Genomic DNA, 15,686 nt, shown 5'->3' with positions numbered 1-15,686 from the left:
ACCTTTTTCTGGAGGAAGGAAAATGACTTTATTTCTATTTAAATATAAATATAGGTTTTTTGTAGTCATTTTTATGATCGGTCTCGCTAGTTTGCTCGATATTTATCTAGCCTTTATATTCAAAAGTTTAATAGACACCGCCACATCGCAGGGGGAAAAGCAGTTTATTGAAACTTCCTTAATTGCAATAGGCTTTATTATAATTAACTCTCTCGTAAAAATGTTTTCCAATTTATCGCAATCTTCTTATCTCTGTAAGACGGTGTTGTTTTTAAAAGAGATTGTTTTCCAACATATTCTATATAAAGACCATTCTCAGTTTACTTCAAACCATAGTGCAAAGTACATTTCGATCATGAATAATGATATTAAAATGATTGAGGATGATTACTTGAAAAATATATTTTCTTTGACCAGCACAGGAGTTTCGTTTTTGGCGGCTCTTTTTGCTATGTTTGTTTTGAGTCCTAGTATTGTTGTTATATTACTTTTACTTACACTAATATCCATTTTAATTCCACGTATTTTTGAAAAAAAAATCCGAGCCAGAAAACGAAATATTGCAGATGCTTTAGAAAAATTTACGATAAAAATAAATGATATTTTTTCTGGATTTGCTGTTATTAAAAGCTATGGAGTAGAGCAACATGTGGAGCAGCAATTTCGTTTTAATAATACGGTCGTTGAAAATAATAAGTATTTATTTTTTAAATTAAATGCTTATGTAAGCTCATTGAGCGATGTATTTGGAGGAGTAATGTTTATCTCTGTATTTCTTGTTGGCAGTTTTTTATCTATTCGAGGAGCTATCACACTAGGTACTATGATCGCTTGTGTACAGTTGACTAATAAAGTTGTCAATCCAGTATATATGAGTATTCAATACATAACTCAAATTAGGGCATTGCGTGATATTTCGGCTAAAATATTAGAAATTTTACACGAAGATCAGGATGGTAACCAATATATAAAAAAAACATCAATAGAACACTCTGTTCGTTTTACAAATGTGAGCTTTGGTTATGCCCGAAATCACCCAAATTTACATGATATTAACATGGTTTTGAATAAAGGGGGAAAATATGCCCTTGTAGGGCCTAGCGGGTCTGGGAAGTCTACTTTGCTTAAGCTCCTAATGAAACAATATGATGATTATGATGGAATTATTTATGTAGATGATTTGGATTTAAAGTTCATATCTGCTGAGGATTGGTGTCGGTTAGAATCGGTTGTGCAGCAAGACGTTTTTTTATTCGATAGCAGTATTAAAGAAAATATTACAATGTATCAATCGTTCCAAGATGAGATTCTATCCAATGTGATAAGTGCCTCTGGGCTTAATAAACTAATCGATAAATTGCCTTATGGTTTGGACACACAGATTGGTGAAAAAGGAGGGAGGCTATCAGGGGGAGAAAAACAAAGAATTGCGATTGCCAGAACCTTAATTAGGCAAACACCGTTATTACTCCTTGATGAAGCAACTTCATCTTTGGATAGTGAAACGGCGAATGCCATTGAAGAGGTGATATTAGGTCTCGAAACTATTACATGTTTGGTAGTAACGCATCGTTTGTCTAAAGCTGCATTGCAGCAATATGATAGGATATTTGTTATGTCAGATGGAAGAGTAATAGAAGAAGGTTCCTTTGATTATTTAATAGAGAATAAAGGTTATTTTTATCATTTATATAAATTTGTAAATGATTCTTCAATAAATCAGACACAACCTATATATACTTGATTTCACGATTTAACTATAGTTAGTTCTACACCCTTTTTTGGTCTACCCCATCCACAAAAGTCGAACTACAGCCATACTCACAATACCGACAAGCACAGTAGCCAGCAAATTTTTACTCCACAAAGCGGTCACCAGCGTAGGAAGGACCGCTATAAGCACTTGCCCATTAAGAGTGACCGAGGTTTCGGTTCGTACGAGCAGATTTTCCATGACCAGTGCCGTGAAAATGCAAATGGGGATGTAGGACAGCCACTGCAACACGGGCTTGGGTAGCGTCAGTTTTTGCAGCACGACAAAGGGAATGATCCTTGGGATGGCTGTGACAATCATCGCACCGATAATGATATATAGCACATTGGGATTAATATTCATTTGTCGGTTAACACTCCAATCGTTGCGGTGATCATGGTCGCTACAATGACGGCGATATGTGATGGCACCCACCAGGATAAAAGGTACATTAGAACGGCCATACATAGCACAAGCAGCAGGCGATGCTTGAGTTTGGAGGTCTGGACACTTTGGAGCTGGGAAATGAGTAGGGCCAGAAACATTGCAGGTAAGGCAAAGTCCAGACCAAAAGCTTCCGGCTGGGAAATCCAATTCCCGAGCACTCCACCAGCCACACAGGAAGCAATCCAAGCGAGATAAGCTGTAATATTAAGTCCGTTCATCCAGCGGTCACTGACCTGCCCGCCTTTAGCCAATTTATCCGACGTTACCCCAAAGGATTCATCCGTTAAAAGGATACCGATGCCTATGTTTTTCCACAGTGAATATTTAGAAAAGTAAGGAGCCAATGATGCACTTAACAGCAGGTGGCGGGCGTTCACAATAAATGTCGTTAAAATAATGACAGATGGAGGACTGGCTGCAGCCAGCATCGAGCAAATAATAAACTGGGAGGCGCCTGCGTATACAAGCGCTGACATCAGACCAATTTCCATGGTGCTAACCCCTGATGAAGCGCCCACAATGCCTGCCGCGAATCCAATACATACATAACCAAGCAGTGTAGGAATACAATCTTTAACCCCTTGTAAAAAGCTGAGTGAATCGTGCTTTGTTCCACTCAACTCCGAAGCTATGGACATTTCAACCTTACCCCCAGTGTATAAATTTTATAATAGTATATAACGGAAGTTGTAAAGTATCAATATATTATACTTTTGTATGTTATATTGAATATTATCTATAGCGAACACGTAGTCTTATTGTACGCTCTCGGCTACACTCTTCTCATCAGAAACAGTCTAATAAAGTAGACTACAGGAGAATTGCCCTTGAGCCCTTCAAAATGGCAAACGGACAAAGGCTGATGATTAGTCAAAGCAGCTCGAATGTGTTCATACAAGGACTGTTTTGACTGAATGGGGAGTTCGTAAAAAAAGGGCGCCCCAGTCAGTTCATGACTTATGGGACAACCCTAAAGTGGTGGCTTATATAAGCTCCTGCCGTTTTTTCAGATATCCGTAGAGAATAATGCCCGAGACCGCGCAGATGGCTGCGCATAGGCCAATAACTCCATATCCCGCCTGAAGCCCGCGCAGTATGCCAAGCTCAGTGGTTGCGCCGTAGACTATCTTGACTCCTTCGATTACCCAGCCGATCACATAGTTGCCAATGACACTACCTATGCCCATCAGCGTGACGACGAACGTAATAGCTGTATCACTGTCCTTAGGATATCTCCGTGCAATGAACGCCATCACGGTCGGATAGATCATTGCAATGCCTGCACCCGATGCGGCAAAGAGAAACGCCAGTCTCTCCCCACCCGCGATTGCTGCGAACGAACATATCGCTGAGAAGGCGGAGAATAAAATCGTCGAAAACACAAACCCCATTCGGTCTGTGAGCGGACCAAGCAACAGGCGCCCCAACGAGAAGGTAAGAAAGAACGCGGAGAGCATGCTGGACGCCTTTACTGTACTCCATGAATACGCTTTCTCTAAAAAATTAACTAGCCAGCCTCCAACTGCGAGCTCGGAGACTACTCCAAACGACAGGATCATTACCATCATCCAGAGTGCCGGATCGCGGGTTAGGGTCTTGAGTGAGGTCCGTTCCTCATGCTGCAGATCGTCTCCCGGGAAGGTGCTGAGCAGCGCGGCCACAATCGGCAGCAGACAGAGCGACAACATAGCCAGATACATCCCTCGCCAGTCCAGCGTATGTCCAAATACCGTCAGTGACATGACTCCCGTCGCCAGCAAAGGGGCGACTGTTGAGCTAAGCCCATAGAAAAAGTGGGACAAATTCATCATCGTGCCGGTATTTTTTACAAAAATCCTCGCCCCCAAAATTGCGAGTGCAATCTCCAGCATGCCGTTCCCGATATACATCAAGAAGTAGGACGAGGCGAAGAATGGATACGTGTGCGACAGGTAAATGAACACTCCTGAGATGATCATGGAAGCAAAGGAAATAATGCTGACCGCCTTGATTCCCCACTTACGGACAAGGACGGCGGTGAACGAGCAGGCAATCAAATACCCAAGTGCGTTTAGAGACAACAATGTTCCGAGCTGCTGTTCATCCAGATTGAAGTCGAATTGAATGCGTGGAATGGCAGGGCCTTTAATATTTTCCGAGATACCAAATACAATAAAGCCAATAAAAATTGTCGCCAGCTGCATCGTGTACATGTGGCGGGACTTGCGGGTTTGCGGATTCAAATTTAGTCCCTCCTAGATAGTTAACGTTGATTTTCTCACCTGTTGGGTGTTCAGGGACGGAAAAGACATAGGATAGCAACCCCTTTCAAGATATTACAATAGTTTTGAAAAATATTTTAATAAGTGAAGTTTAAGGACATTTATATTCAATGTCAATGTTTTAATTGGCATGTTGAAGTAAACGAGGAACCTGACCATAATAGAGTAATTGTAGCTACAGCGGGTACTTTTGTGTATTCTTCATATATAGACTTTTGGATATGAGGAGGTATAATTCGGTGGATTCAATGCAATATATTATTGGTTCTAATTTGGCTCAAATCAGGAAGACTAGAGGACTTAGTTTGGATAAGGTGGCTGAACTGACAGGGGTTAGCAAAGGGATGTTGGCTCAAATTGAGAAGGGAAAATCCAATCCTACGGTAACCACGCTTTGGAAGATTGCGAACGGCTTGCACGTATCCTTCTCGACCTTTCTTAAAGAAGACCCGCCGCAAATCACGAAGATTCGGAGAGCAGATTTGCATCCAGTTATTGATGAGGACGGTAACTATTTTGTTTACCCTGTCTTCCCGTATCACTCGGAAAAGAAGTTCGAGGTATTCACGGTAAGTCTGAAGCCAGGCTTTACACACAAGGCAGAAGAGCATCTGGGAGAGGAAACGATTCTCATGATCCGTGGGGAAATGTACTTTGAAATGCAGGGGCAACAGCTCCAACTGAGTGCAGGGGACGCCGTACAATTTCAAGGATCTGATATCCATACCTATCGTAATGATTCAGATGAGGATGCCGATTTTTATGTATTGATTTATTATGCGGATTAGTGGGATGATTAACATAGTCTACAACAGACTTCCACACAGGATTCTGCAAAATCCTGAGATATAAAAAGAGAGCAACGAGGAAAAGAGAGGAAAGAACCCATGGAAAGCAAGTACATCCGAGAAACCTACTGCTTTAAGACGTCCCGAGTATTTCCCAACGATATCAACAATCATAACACGCTCTTTGGAGGCCGATTGATGTCATATATCGACGATATCGCATCTATTGCTGCCGCCAAGCTGTGCCGTACGAACACAGTAACAGCCTCGACGGATTCGGTAGATTTTTTGCTGCCTATCCACCCGAGCGATTCTGTCACGCTGGAAGCGTTCGTAACTTGGACAGGCCGCAGCTCGATGGAGGTGTTCGTAAAAGTGATTCGCGAGGGATTGATGACTGGTGATCGCAAAATTGCAGCTACCGCCTTCCTGACCTTTGTGGCATTGGACGAGAACAATCGTAAAGTGACCGTCCCACAGGTGATTCCGGAAACAGAGGAGCAAATACAATTACACCAGACGGCTCCATCGCGCGCAGCCATACGGCGTCAGCGGAGGGAAGAAAGCAAGCAGCTGGCTAGTTTTCTGACGACAGATTTTCCGTGGGAAGTGTAGTGTACTAGACATCCCCATTTTACCGTTTTAGCATAAAAAGGAGCCGTTTTCCGTTAGAGATCACTACGATCTGTTCGGATGACGGCTCCTTTTGATAAGGATCTGAGCTATTCCACTTTGACTACACGGAAATGCTGGTTCGTCCCGCCATTATCGCCCCATTGAATGGCTTTGGCTCCATCGGCAGTGGCACCTTCGGAAATGTCGATTAGCTTGCCCGTTGCCCGATTTTTCAGCTTATAATAGCCTCCGGTTACGGATACGAGCTGCCAATGCTGGCTGGACCAGCCTCCATCATTCCACTGTTCAATAACTGCGCCGTCCGATGTAGCACCGCTTTCAACACCAATCAGCTTCCCGCTGTTCCGATTCACAATTTTATAATATCCGCCGCCTGCATCCTTAAGCTGCCATTGCTGGCTTGGCGCTCCGGAATTCGCACGCTGCTCTAAATCTGCTCCGTCTGTCGTCGCATTGCCAATGATGCCTAGCGACTTGTTGCTCTTGCGGCTTACCAGCTGATAATAACTATCCGGGTCGATGACCATCGGCGTAGTTACGCCCTCCACCACACCACTGGCGGTATCAATATTAATGCTGTCGAACCAATCCATAGCTAATGAGGTCGCGGTTGGAAAACGCAGCGGCAGCCATACATATTGAGAATCCTGCACAGGACCACTCCACGCCCCAGCCCAACGGTCGCCCAAATACAGATACGAGGTCGTCTGCGTACCTTCAACAGGAATGACGTAGGCCGACTGTGAACCATAGGTTGTACTATCCCCGAAGTTCATCGTATTGCTCCAAGTTCCTTCAATGCTGGATGCGGTAGCATACTTGGCCTGATTGGGATTCCAGCCGGTTGCCCCGGATGTAATCAGGAAGTAGACGTCTCCTTTTTTGAACATCGCTGGAGCTTCACGATATTGTCCTGGCCAAAGTGTAGTCACCAGCGATTCAACTTGAAGGAAATCCGGTGTCAGACGATAAACGTTCAGATCCGCGTTTACACGGGTAGCCGAAATCAGGTATGCAGTACCGTTATCGTTGTATACGGTCATATCGCGCGAATCATAATCCAGCGGACGGAAGCTGCCCTGATACGTATAATCGCCGTCTACGGTATCGGATGAGGCAACTGCCACTCGGGCTTCGTTGTAATTAATCCCGTTTTCCTTGTGCATCCATAATACGTATTTGCGTGTTTTTTCGTTGTAAATCACTTTCGGACGTTCAATATTCGATACATTCAGCTCTGCGGCCGAACTGCTGGTCAGCACGTTTTTACGAAACTCCCAATTTTTTAAATCAGAGGAACGATAGGCGGAGACCGCCTTGAATGTTCCGTTCGGATTACGATTTTCACCAAACCAATAATAATAACCGTCCACTTTAATCATCCCGCCCCCATGGGCATGGACCACGTTTCCATCTGTATCTTTAAACTGAATGCCATTTACTACATTCGCTGAAGCAGCTGAAGCGATCTTAGGTGAAAACATCTGAAAAATGCTTAACGAAAGCAAAATAGTGAGCATAATACACAGCAAGCGGGCAAAATCATATTTCATTGTTTCGTCCTCCTCTGTATGGTTATTTTAAAGCGCTTTCATTAATAGGGTCTATGAAGTAGTTTTGATAGAGCTGCTTATCCCAATTGTATCCATATTGAATTGAAAGTGCTAGAGTAGTATATTGACCATGTATATGGCAAGTGTCATCCTAATTTAACAGACTTCAATCGACTGGTGAGTGTTACAAACTGGCTAATATCCATTAGGTATACAGGAGGCGACCATGGAAATATACGCGATTGATACAAGCAAGCCGGAGGCTGAGGAACATTATGAATTACTGGTAAATCAGGTTTCACTGGAAAAACAGCACAAGTTGGATCGTTTTTTACATCGAGAAGACGCTTTGAGGGGGTTATACGCCGATGTGCTGTTAAGGTGGTTGGTTTGTCGGCAATTAAAAATACCAAATGCCAGCCTTCAGTTTACATACAATGCTTTTGGCAAGCCCTCCTTGTTGAATGCGCCGGCATTCCATTTTAATGTTTCCCATTCGGGAAAATGGGTAGTATGCGCCATTGATGATCACCCGCTTGGTATTGACATTGAACAGCTCCGTCCTATTGATTTTGAGGTAGGCAGGGTATGCTTTTCAGACACAGAGTACGATGCATTAATGCAGCAGGATGCAGAGAGTCGTTTATCCTATTTTTACGATCTTTGGACGCTCAAGGAAAGTTTTGTGAAGGCCGAAGGGCAGGGGCTGACGCTGCCGTTAAAGTCTTTTTCATTCGAGTTGGAAGCACGACCGTCTATAGGTTTCACGACAGAGGGCTTTACTACTGAGTATTGTCATTTTAAGCAGTATGAGCTAGACCCAGATTATAAAATGGCTGTCTGTGCAGCTCATGATCACTTTGCGCAGGAGGTACAGCAGGTAGATATAAATACACTACGTTTGGAAGTGGCAACCTTGGCGTAATATGCAGCAGATCAAGCATATAGTTGGAGAAAAGGAGATGAGTGGCGTTGACATTCGTTTTGTTCAAGCACGGCAGGTTATATGGGGACTGGGCTTCCAAAGGAGACTCCATCGTTGTACAGCATGGCCGCATACAGGCCATTGGATATGCCCGGGAGCTTGAATTGCAGTTGTCCGGTAAGGAGTACGAGACGGTGGATTGGGAGGGTGCCAATGTACTGCCGGGCTTAACCGATGCCCATATGCATTTGTCTATGCATGGTATGAAGCTGGCTATGCTGGATTTCACATCAGCTACTTCCAAGGACGAGATGCTGGCTATGCTGCGCAAGCGGGTCGCTGTAACACCGCCGGGAGAGTGGATTTTAGGACTTAATTGGAACGAAAATGAGTTTATTCCTGTTGAAATTCCGCATATAGCTGAGCTAGACGCCATTACAGATCAGCACCCGGTATATCTGACCCGTACGTGCTTTCATACATTTTTGGCCAATTCAGAGGCGTTTCGGCGTGCAGGTATTCACGAGAACACCCCTGATCCGGCTTCAGGAGCCTATGGACGGGACGCAGAGGGTCGATTAAATGGATTAATTTATGAGGAAGCATCCTTTGCCTTTACAAGCGTGCAGCCAGAGCCGGATTATTCGGTGAAGAAGGATACGATCCGGCGAGCTTGTCTGGATGCGCTACGGCTGGGGCTGACTGCTGCGCATACGGAGGATTTACGTTTTTTGGGCAGCGTGGAGACAATGCAGCGAATTTACAGAGAGCTGAGAGAAGAAGGTCTTGCATTTCGCACACACCAGCTCATCTATCATCCATTTATGGAAGAAGTGAAAGTACAGGAGCTGCGTGCAGGTACCGGAAATGAGTGGTTCAAAATCGGTGCGATTAAAATGTTTGCTGATGGCGCTATTGGTGGAAGAACGGCTTTATTATCCGAACCTTATAGTGATGCTCCACATACGTGTGGAATGGCCATCCAACCACAGCCAGAGCTAAATCAGATGGTGGCAGCAGCCAGAGCCGCAGGCTTTCCAGTGGCTGTACATGCCATCGGAGATGAAGCGGCGCATATGATTTTGACAGCGATGGAGGCTCATGGACCAACGAAGGAAAGCGGGTTGCCGGATCGTCTGATTCATGGGCAAGTGCTAAGGGCTGATTTGGTCAAAAGAATGGCGAAGTTGCCGCTGATTGCGGACATCCAGCCTCGTTTTGTCGCCAGTGACTTTCCCTGGGTGCTGGATCGGGTAGGGAAAGAACGGAGCGAATATTTGTATGCCTGGAAAAAGCTGCTGCAAGCAGGCATTCCGTGCGCTGGAGGCAGTGATGCGCCGATCGAGCCGCTAAACCCATTTCTGGGTATACATGCGGCAGTGACTCGCGCCAAGCCGGAAGAAATGCATGAAGGTTATCTTCCAGCTGAGAAGCTGGATGTTCACGAAGCCCTTCATCTGTTTACTATGGGAAGCGCAGTAGCCGCTGGGGAAGCTAATGAAAGAGGGACAATCGCTGAAGGCAAAGCTGCTGACTTTACCGTTATTGACCGCGATGTATCGGAAAGTCACCAGGCTTTACTGGATGTTAAGGTACGGATGACCGTTGTGAACGGGCAAGTTGCATATCGGTCGTAGGCTGGTGATACGTATGTATGGCAAAAGCCTTCAACTTCACTTTTTACGTGAGGTTGAAGGCTTTTAACTTTTACAAGCCACGCTGTATAAAGCGGTCCGCATTTTTCACACTGGACCACAGATCAGAGCTTGCGCCGCCTGAATACCAGTAGGCGAAACCAGCAAATCCTTCATCCTGGCCCAAGCGGTACTTACGAGTAAAGGATCGCCCTTCTTCCAGCCATAGCTTATGAAGCTGAGTATCTTTGTATGATACGGTATACTGCTGAATATCCTCGTTCCAGATCGGTTTGGAAGAGATACGGGATACTAGCTGATTTTGCTGGTCTAATGAAATATCAGAGGAAGCGATTGACTGTCCGCTAGCGTTAAGTGTCCAATTCCGTGTAAATAAGGGCAATGCCAAAATCGCTTTCTCCGGATCGGTGGTTTGTACAAAGCGCCGCACGCTTTCACGCAGCCATGGCAGTGAGGACACGGAGCCGGGGATCGAGCTCCCTCCCCAATGCTCGTCATATCCCATCAGGATGAGATAGTCTGCCGCAGCGCCAAGCTTTTGATAATCAAAAGCGGCAGTCCAGTCCGTTCCGTAATCAGGAGATACACAAAGCGCCAGTACCGCATTTTGACTTTTCAACTTAGCCTTTAATTGTTGGACGAACAATGTAAGGTAGGCACGATCCTGACCATCTACATTTTCAAAATCAATGACAAGCCCGTCCAAACCATGTACAGACACAGCATTGGCAAGTTGAGTTATGGTTGTAGCCCGTAGAACCTCACTGGACAGAATTTGGTGCGTTAGCGCCAGATTGGAGCGGTTGCCTACCATAGCCCAGATTTTTTTTTGATGCTGTTTGGACCAGGTAAGCAGCGAAGAATTGGTGTAATCGCTGATACTGCCTGTTTCGTTCAGAAAAAACCAGCGTGGTGAGAGGGTGTTGATGTTGGATTGAAGCACCGTATTTTCAAACTGCTGAACGGTTTGGTCATATTGCCAGCCTAATCGAATGGAAGAAGTAGTGGAAGCAGCTTGGCGAGCATGCTGTGCTGAATACGTTAGCAGCCGCTCCAATAATACCGCTGTTTCTTCACGAGTGAGAGAAGATGCCGGGCGAAAATAGTTGTTTTCACCTTTCATAAAGCCGTAACGATTCACGGTGGTTACCCCTTCAAGAGCCCAATCTGCAATTTCGTCACGATCTGTGAAAGAGGATGTGGTGCCGCCTGATCCGCCCGAAGAGCGGATGAGACGTGCAATCATTAAGGCTGCTTCTTGTCGGGTTATAGGACTATTGGGTTGAAATGTAGCGGAAGAACCTCCCTGTACGATATCAAGCTGCGAAGCCGCCTCAATCCAACCGTAGTACCACGCCTGTTTGGGAACATCCCGATAGGAGGAAACAACTGCTTGTACAGGTTCTAGCCCGAGTGTACGGTCCAATGCGGTAACCCATTCAGCTCTGGTAACAGCCTTTTTAGGAGAAAAGTAACCAGGTTGTGTACCATTCAAAATTCCTTTAGCATGCAGGGAAATAATAGACTGATAGGCGTAGCTGTGTGCAATATCCCGAAAAGCTACGCCGGATGCTGCTGCCGGGGCAGCTAAGTATGAAGTGAATGTTGTGAATATTGTAATGGCTGTAGTTGCCGATAGAGTAAACCTGGTTAGCCAACGCGATCGTTTGGAACTCATCCCCAATAACCTTCTTTTTATGATAGATTGTAAGTGTATATATTGTTACTCGACGAATAATACTATCAAAAAGAGGAAAGTTATTCATTGCTAAATTGCTGGAAAAATACCAAAAAACCCGCTACCAATGGGTAACAGGTTTGATATTGGATAAACTATGCTTTTTTGCTATACATAATACCGATCGTTTGTGGACCACAATGACTGGATATAACACAGCCTGCTGTTGTTAGCAGTACCTCTTGTGCGTTTGTTTCCTCTTTCAGACGTGCTTGCAGCATCAGCGCATCTTCCTCAGCCAAAGCGTGCACGACAATAATCATATCGTTATCCATCAAATCCCGATGGTTCAGGGCATTTTGTAGCATTTGTTCCAGTGCTTTTTCACGTTTGCCGCGAACCTTGTAGGCGGGCGTCATTTTTCCGTCAATCACTTTGATTACCGGACGAATTTTGAGCAGACTGCCGATCAGGTTTTGCATGCCTGAGCATCTTCCGCCTTTATATAGGTATTCGAGTGTATCAATCACAAATTCCGTGTCGATTAGCGGTCTGGTTGCCGTCAACATGTCTACAATCTGCTCTATCGTACTACCGTTTGCTGCCGCGCGAGCAGCTTTCATCACAAGCAGGCCAAAACCGCACGACAAATTTAGGGAATCAAAAACCGTAATGCGACCTTCTGGAAATTCGGAGGCAGCGAGCAGCGCATTCTGGTATGTCGATGATAGCTCGGAGGACAGACTGATATATAAAATGTCATCTCCTTGTTCTATGTAGGGCGTAAAGGCTTGAATAAAATCTGCCGGAGAAGGTGCGGCGGTACGAGGTAAGCTTCCCTCGCGGCTGACACGCTGAAATAATTGTTCCGGGTGAATGTTCACCCCATCTTGCAATGCTTCATCACCAAATACTGTATACAATGGTACAATGCTAATCTCGTACTGTTGACGCCAGTGGGCAGGAACATCACTGGTACTGTCTGCAAAAATTTTAATTTTATTCATACATTAAATCCTCTCTGTGAGATGAAGAAAAATCATAAAGACTGCACAGAGGAAGGATAAATATCCGCTGTGCTATTCGGAATCGAAAGACCGATGGCAAGTAGTGCAATAAAACCTACAATAATGAGTGCATTAATGATTAATCCAGTAATAGCAAAGGTTTTTTTGCGGTTTTTTAACGCAATGCCGATGATCCCGACCACAAGTCCGCTACAATTGAGCAGCAGGCTGGCTAAAAAAATAAAGGGAATCAGCATCGTTCCGGTTTGCTGCAAAGCGACTTCCGGGTTCATTGTTTGGTATTGGCTGAAATGAGCCATCAGATTAATGACCATAATAGCCAAGATAATATATCCGATCAGACTGACGAGCGACATAATAAAAGAGGCAATTCCGGGACCGGAATGCTTGAGCTTGACCGGAGGCTGAAACACAGGAGCTTCTGAAAAAACAGGGTGCTCCTCAGACGCAGCAGGCTTTTGCAAATTAGGATCTTGGTAACTCATTTTTTCAACTCCTTGAACATAGTCCGAACAGGTACTAATTTTCCACAAAATAAACAAAAAAGCAAGCCACTTTACACATTACCCTCCAATAGACAGGGTTTAATCATCGAATTTCGTATGCGGTTTGTTTACACACACTGGCTGGTAAACTTCATGCTGTTCCGATAAAATAAGAAGAACATTCGGGTAAAAGGAACAGTGAAAAGGAGTATAAAAACATGCAACGAAGATGGATAATGGTAGGATCTATAATGATGATGTTGGCGGTAGCCATTGGAGCCTTCGGAGCGCATATTGTAAAAGCACGGATCGACGCGGATGCATTGGTGATATATGAAACCGGTGTGAAATACCATATGATTCACGCTGTCGGTTTGCTGATCATTGCGTTGGCTGCCGGACAATGGGGCCCTTCGACCCGCTTAAGATGGGCCGCGCGGCTGTTGTTCACGGGTATCATTTTGTTTTCCGGCAGTCTGTATGTGCTAAGTTTAACCGGAATCCGTGTGCTGGGTGCGATCACCCCATTAGGGGGCGTATGTTTTATTGCAGGATGGATATTCCTGGCATGGGCTGCTGCTGGTCTAAAGAAAGAGGATTAGAAAACTTATAGGTCCATACTAAAAAAGAGAATCGGCAGGAAAGACGCAATGTTTTTCCACCGATTCTCTTTTTTCATGCTTAGTTGTTTTAGTGAGATGTTACACTTATGATGTGATTTCGTCGATCTCATTCATTTTAAAGGAGTATACTTGCTTCTCATCGACATGATACACACTCAGCAGGTTATTATCATGGTCCAGGTTGAGTATACGGCAAGGAATGCTGCGCTGTCCTCCATAGCGGTTCACAATTAACCGTACAAGCGTATTATCATGTATATAGCGTTTGATCCATTCGTACGTACTAAGGTCTTGTTGTATTGCAGGCTTTGGCTGTACGTGGGATTGTTTGATCTCTTGAACAACGGGTGTCTTGTTCGGAATTGCGGCTGATTTCTTTTTGGAGAATCTTTCCGCAAGCGTAGCGGCTGCATCAGATGGGCTATTAACAGCCGACTGTTTTTTTAGATATAATGCAGCTTCAATTAAATTGCCAAGTTCGATACCAGATTGAATCCGACTATCCGCAATTTGTTCGTTTTGGCTCAAGAGATTAAGCAGGAACTGAAGGGCCTCTACGTTCGAACGACCTTTAACTAATACATCAACATTAAATAAATAACTAGTTTCGTCTTGATTTGATTCCTTTTTCATACATCCTCCAGCCCAAGCCCTGGGTAATTAGTCTTTTGTAGTATCTATCAATATATCATTAAAATGTAATCTGTCATAGGGCCTAGGGCCCTGTTATTGGATATTAACAAAAATTAGCTCTATATAAAGACCTATGCGTTACATTTTCTCTGAAAACACAGGAAATATACATTCTGGCATGTGTACATGAACAAGGGTTGTATATGAGAAGATTAATAGAGCCAAAGTATGCATATACCGAGAATAAGCGAGGTGGGGAATGAAATCAAGTAATTTAAATTTAAAATATTTTACAAAAAAATATAACGTAACATGTCTGTAAAAAGGATCTCATCCGCTCAGAAGAAAAATGAAAATCCCCCTTAACGAAAGGGGGATTTGGCATAGCGAAAATAGGGTATTATAGTAAGCGAAATTAAAGCGGACTTTAATTTCCGATTAAAATGGGATTCGTTGTGAGTTCATATGATAGTCATGTTCGACTGCCCAGCTCACAAGACCACTCCAGAAATTTTCACAGGCTGAAATGATCTTTGTGGATTCCGCTAAGTCACCGGACATGACCATCTTAACCAGATGATCAAATCCTTGTGGACGACTCGACAGTTCCAGTGCTTCCGGTAGAACCATTGAGCCCGTTGAGAAAAGCTTCTGATTGTGTAACCCAACTAACATAGCCCCATATTGGGCAAACTGCATGATCAAGTACGGCAAGAAAGTACGAGGGCCATTTATACTGACATTTCTAAGCTTTCCAATAAACTCATACATTTCACCTACAAGCACTTCGTTGATGGCATGCCTGAAATCTTCCCTTGTTGGGGATTCGGCAGCTTCCTTTAATATAGAAAAAAAGTCTTTAGGATCATACAGACGAAGTGGGGAAAAGAAGGGTCCATGTGTTAACGGCCAGTCGCCCTCAACAGTAGAGGCGGTTTTCAGAAGAATGTCTGAACTACAGACGTTCACCTCAGCTTTCCAGGGACCCGCCGACCATTCATGGCTAAAATCTACAGGAGCGTTGGATTCACTTAATACACAAAACATTTCAATATCTGAGAAAGGGCCGTCCGTACCTTTGGCAACAGATCCATAGACCCCTATAGCCAAAATTTTGTCTCTATATACCTCATGCAACCTAGCAGCTATTTCGTGGCAAGTCTGAAATCTCTCAATTCGAGAAACGTGAATAGGTCCATTCATGTTCATTAGTGATTCTCC

General features: G+C 44.3%; 15 protein-coding genes. 6 read left to right on the top strand and 9 right to left on the bottom strand.

The features are described from left to right. The first annotated feature begins 22 nt into the window (after positions 1-22). A complete protein-coding gene (locus tag KSP24_RS19315) occupies positions 23-1,744 on the top strand; it encodes an ABC transporter ATP-binding protein (RefSeq protein ID WP_216976289.1) in 1,722 nt (573 codons plus the stop codon). A gap of 42 nt (positions 1,745-1,786) precedes the next feature. Here KSP24_RS19315 and KSP24_RS19310 read toward each other — a convergent pair whose 3' ends face one another. From KSP24_RS19310 to KSP24_RS19300, 3 genes are all read right to left on the bottom strand, one after another. Then, complete coding sequence (locus KSP24_RS19310; RefSeq protein WP_013370173.1) at positions 1,787-2,116, bottom strand: AzlD domain-containing protein; 330 nt, start codon at positions 2,114-2,116, stop codon at positions 1,787-1,789. Then, a complete protein-coding gene (locus KSP24_RS19305) occupies positions 2,113-2,838 on the bottom strand; it encodes an AzlC family ABC transporter permease (protein ID WP_216976288.1) in 726 nt (241 codons plus the stop codon). Before KSP24_RS19305 ends, KSP24_RS19310 begins: the two co-directional genes overlap by 4 nt. Before the next feature lie 345 nt (positions 2,839-3,183). Beyond that, the gene (locus KSP24_RS19300; protein ID WP_216976287.1) at positions 3,184-4,422 is read right to left on the bottom strand and encodes an MFS transporter; all 1,239 of its coding nucleotides are present in this window, start codon (positions 4,420-4,422) and stop codon (positions 3,184-3,186) included. A gap of 278 nt (positions 4,423-4,700) precedes the next feature. On the opposite strand from KSP24_RS19300, the gene KSP24_RS19295 reads away from it, so the two are divergent. Continuing rightward, complete coding sequence (locus KSP24_RS19295) at positions 4,701-5,249, top strand: helix-turn-helix domain-containing protein (RefSeq protein ID WP_017426682.1); 549 nt, start codon at positions 4,701-4,703, stop codon at positions 5,247-5,249. Between the two features lie 99 nt (positions 5,250-5,348). Continuing rightward, on the top strand, positions 5,349-5,864 hold the full coding sequence (locus tag KSP24_RS19290; RefSeq protein ID WP_014599583.1) for an acyl-CoA thioesterase: 516 nt from the start codon (positions 5,349-5,351) through the stop codon (positions 5,862-5,864). Between the two features lie 107 nt (positions 5,865-5,971). Here the strand turns inward: KSP24_RS19290 and KSP24_RS19285 are convergent, their stop codons facing one another. Next, positions 5,972-7,438 carry an RICIN domain-containing protein gene (locus KSP24_RS19285; RefSeq protein ID WP_216976286.1) on the bottom strand — a complete coding sequence of 489 codons (1,467 nt, stop codon included), beginning with the start codon at positions 7,436-7,438 and terminating at the stop codon, positions 5,972-5,974. 226 nt (positions 7,439-7,664) lie between these two features. Here KSP24_RS19285 and KSP24_RS19280 point away from each other — a divergent pair, with 226 nt between their 5' ends. Continuing rightward, complete coding sequence (locus KSP24_RS19280; protein ID WP_019686792.1) at positions 7,665-8,363, top strand: 4'-phosphopantetheinyl transferase family protein; 699 nt, start codon at positions 7,665-7,667, stop codon at positions 8,361-8,363. A 47-nt stretch (positions 8,364-8,410) separates the two neighbouring features. Further along, positions 8,411-10,000: an amidohydrolase gene (locus KSP24_RS19275; protein ID WP_216976284.1), complete on the top strand. Its 1,590-nt coding sequence runs from the start codon at positions 8,411-8,413 to the stop codon at positions 9,998-10,000. Between the two features lie 70 nt (positions 10,001-10,070). Here the strand turns inward: KSP24_RS19275 and KSP24_RS19270 are convergent, their stop codons facing one another. From KSP24_RS19270 to KSP24_RS19260, 3 genes are all read right to left on the bottom strand, one after another. Continuing rightward, on the bottom strand, positions 10,071-11,696 hold the full coding sequence (locus KSP24_RS19270) for an S-layer homology domain-containing protein (protein WP_040101760.1): 1,626 nt from the start codon (positions 11,694-11,696) through the stop codon (positions 10,071-10,073). A gap of 155 nt (positions 11,697-11,851) precedes the next feature. Then, complete coding sequence (locus KSP24_RS19265) at positions 11,852-12,703, bottom strand: DegV family protein (RefSeq protein WP_058711795.1); 852 nt, start codon at positions 12,701-12,703, stop codon at positions 11,852-11,854. Between the two features lie 32 nt (positions 12,704-12,735). Further along, positions 12,736-13,209, bottom strand: coding sequence for a hypothetical protein (locus tag KSP24_RS19260; RefSeq protein ID WP_025676418.1), 474 nt, complete (start codon positions 13,207-13,209; stop codon positions 12,736-12,738). Between the two features lie 218 nt (positions 13,210-13,427). On the opposite strand from KSP24_RS19260, the gene KSP24_RS19255 reads away from it, so the two are divergent. Beyond that, positions 13,428-13,811: a DUF423 domain-containing protein gene (locus tag KSP24_RS19255; RefSeq protein ID WP_216976282.1), complete on the top strand. Its 384-nt coding sequence runs from the start codon at positions 13,428-13,430 to the stop codon at positions 13,809-13,811. Between the two features lie 105 nt (positions 13,812-13,916). Here the strand turns inward: KSP24_RS19255 and KSP24_RS19250 are convergent, their stop codons facing one another. After that, positions 13,917-14,465 carry a hypothetical protein gene (locus KSP24_RS19250; RefSeq protein ID WP_058829284.1) on the bottom strand — a complete coding sequence of 183 codons (549 nt, stop codon included), beginning with the start codon at positions 14,463-14,465 and terminating at the stop codon, positions 13,917-13,919. 438 nt (positions 14,466-14,903) lie between these two features. Then, entirely contained in the window at positions 14,904-15,674 is a 771-nt protein-coding gene (locus KSP24_RS19245; protein ID WP_216976387.1) for an ANT(4')-I family aminoglycoside nucleotidyltransferase, read from the bottom strand. Positions 15,675-15,686: the final 12 nt, after the last annotated feature.

The sequence above is a fragment of the Paenibacillus sp. AK121 genome (assembly GCF_019042715.1).
In the GTDB taxonomy this organism is placed as follows: domain Bacteria; phylum Bacillota; class Bacilli; order Paenibacillales; family Paenibacillaceae; genus Paenibacillus; species Paenibacillus polymyxa_C.
This window is presented reverse-complemented; position numbering and strand designations above follow the sequence as displayed.

Excerpts from the sequence above, each read along its gene's own strand:
- KSP24_RS19310 (WP_013370173.1), bottom strand. The coding sequence starts at position 2,116 with ATGAATATTAATCCCAATGTGCTATATATCATTATCGGTGCGATGATT.
- KSP24_RS19305 (WP_216976288.1), bottom strand. The coding sequence starts at position 2,838 with ATGTCCATAGCTTCGGAGTTGAGTGGAACAAAGCACGATTCACTCAGC.
- KSP24_RS19245 (WP_216976387.1), bottom strand. The coding sequence starts at position 15,674 with ATGAACATGAATGGACCTATTCACGTTTCTCGAATTGAGAGATTTCAG.
- KSP24_RS19250 (WP_058829284.1), bottom strand. The coding sequence starts at position 14,465 with ATGAAAAAGGAATCAAATCAAGACGAAACTAGTTATTTATTTAATGTT.
- KSP24_RS19290 (WP_014599583.1), top strand. The coding sequence starts at position 5,349 with ATGGAAAGCAAGTACATCCGAGAAACCTACTGCTTTAAGACGTCCCGA.
- KSP24_RS19255 (WP_216976282.1), top strand. The coding sequence starts at position 13,428 with ATGCAACGAAGATGGATAATGGTAGGATCTATAATGATGATGTTGGCG.
- KSP24_RS19280 (WP_019686792.1), top strand. The coding sequence starts at position 7,665 with ATGGAAATATACGCGATTGATACAAGCAAGCCGGAGGCTGAGGAACAT.
- KSP24_RS19265 (WP_058711795.1), bottom strand. The coding sequence starts at position 12,703 with ATGAATAAAATTAAAATTTTTGCAGACAGTACCAGTGATGTTCCTGCC.
- KSP24_RS19315 (WP_216976289.1), top strand. The coding sequence starts at position 23 with ATGACTTTATTTCTATTTAAATATAAATATAGGTTTTTTGTAGTCATT.
- KSP24_RS19260 (WP_025676418.1), bottom strand. The coding sequence starts at position 13,209 with ATGAGTTACCAAGATCCTAATTTGCAAAAGCCTGCTGCGTCTGAGGAG.
- KSP24_RS19285 (WP_216976286.1), bottom strand. The coding sequence starts at position 7,438 with ATGAAATATGATTTTGCCCGCTTGCTGTGTATTATGCTCACTATTTTG.
- KSP24_RS19270 (WP_040101760.1), bottom strand. The coding sequence starts at position 11,696 with ATGAGTTCCAAACGATCGCGTTGGCTAACCAGGTTTACTCTATCGGCA.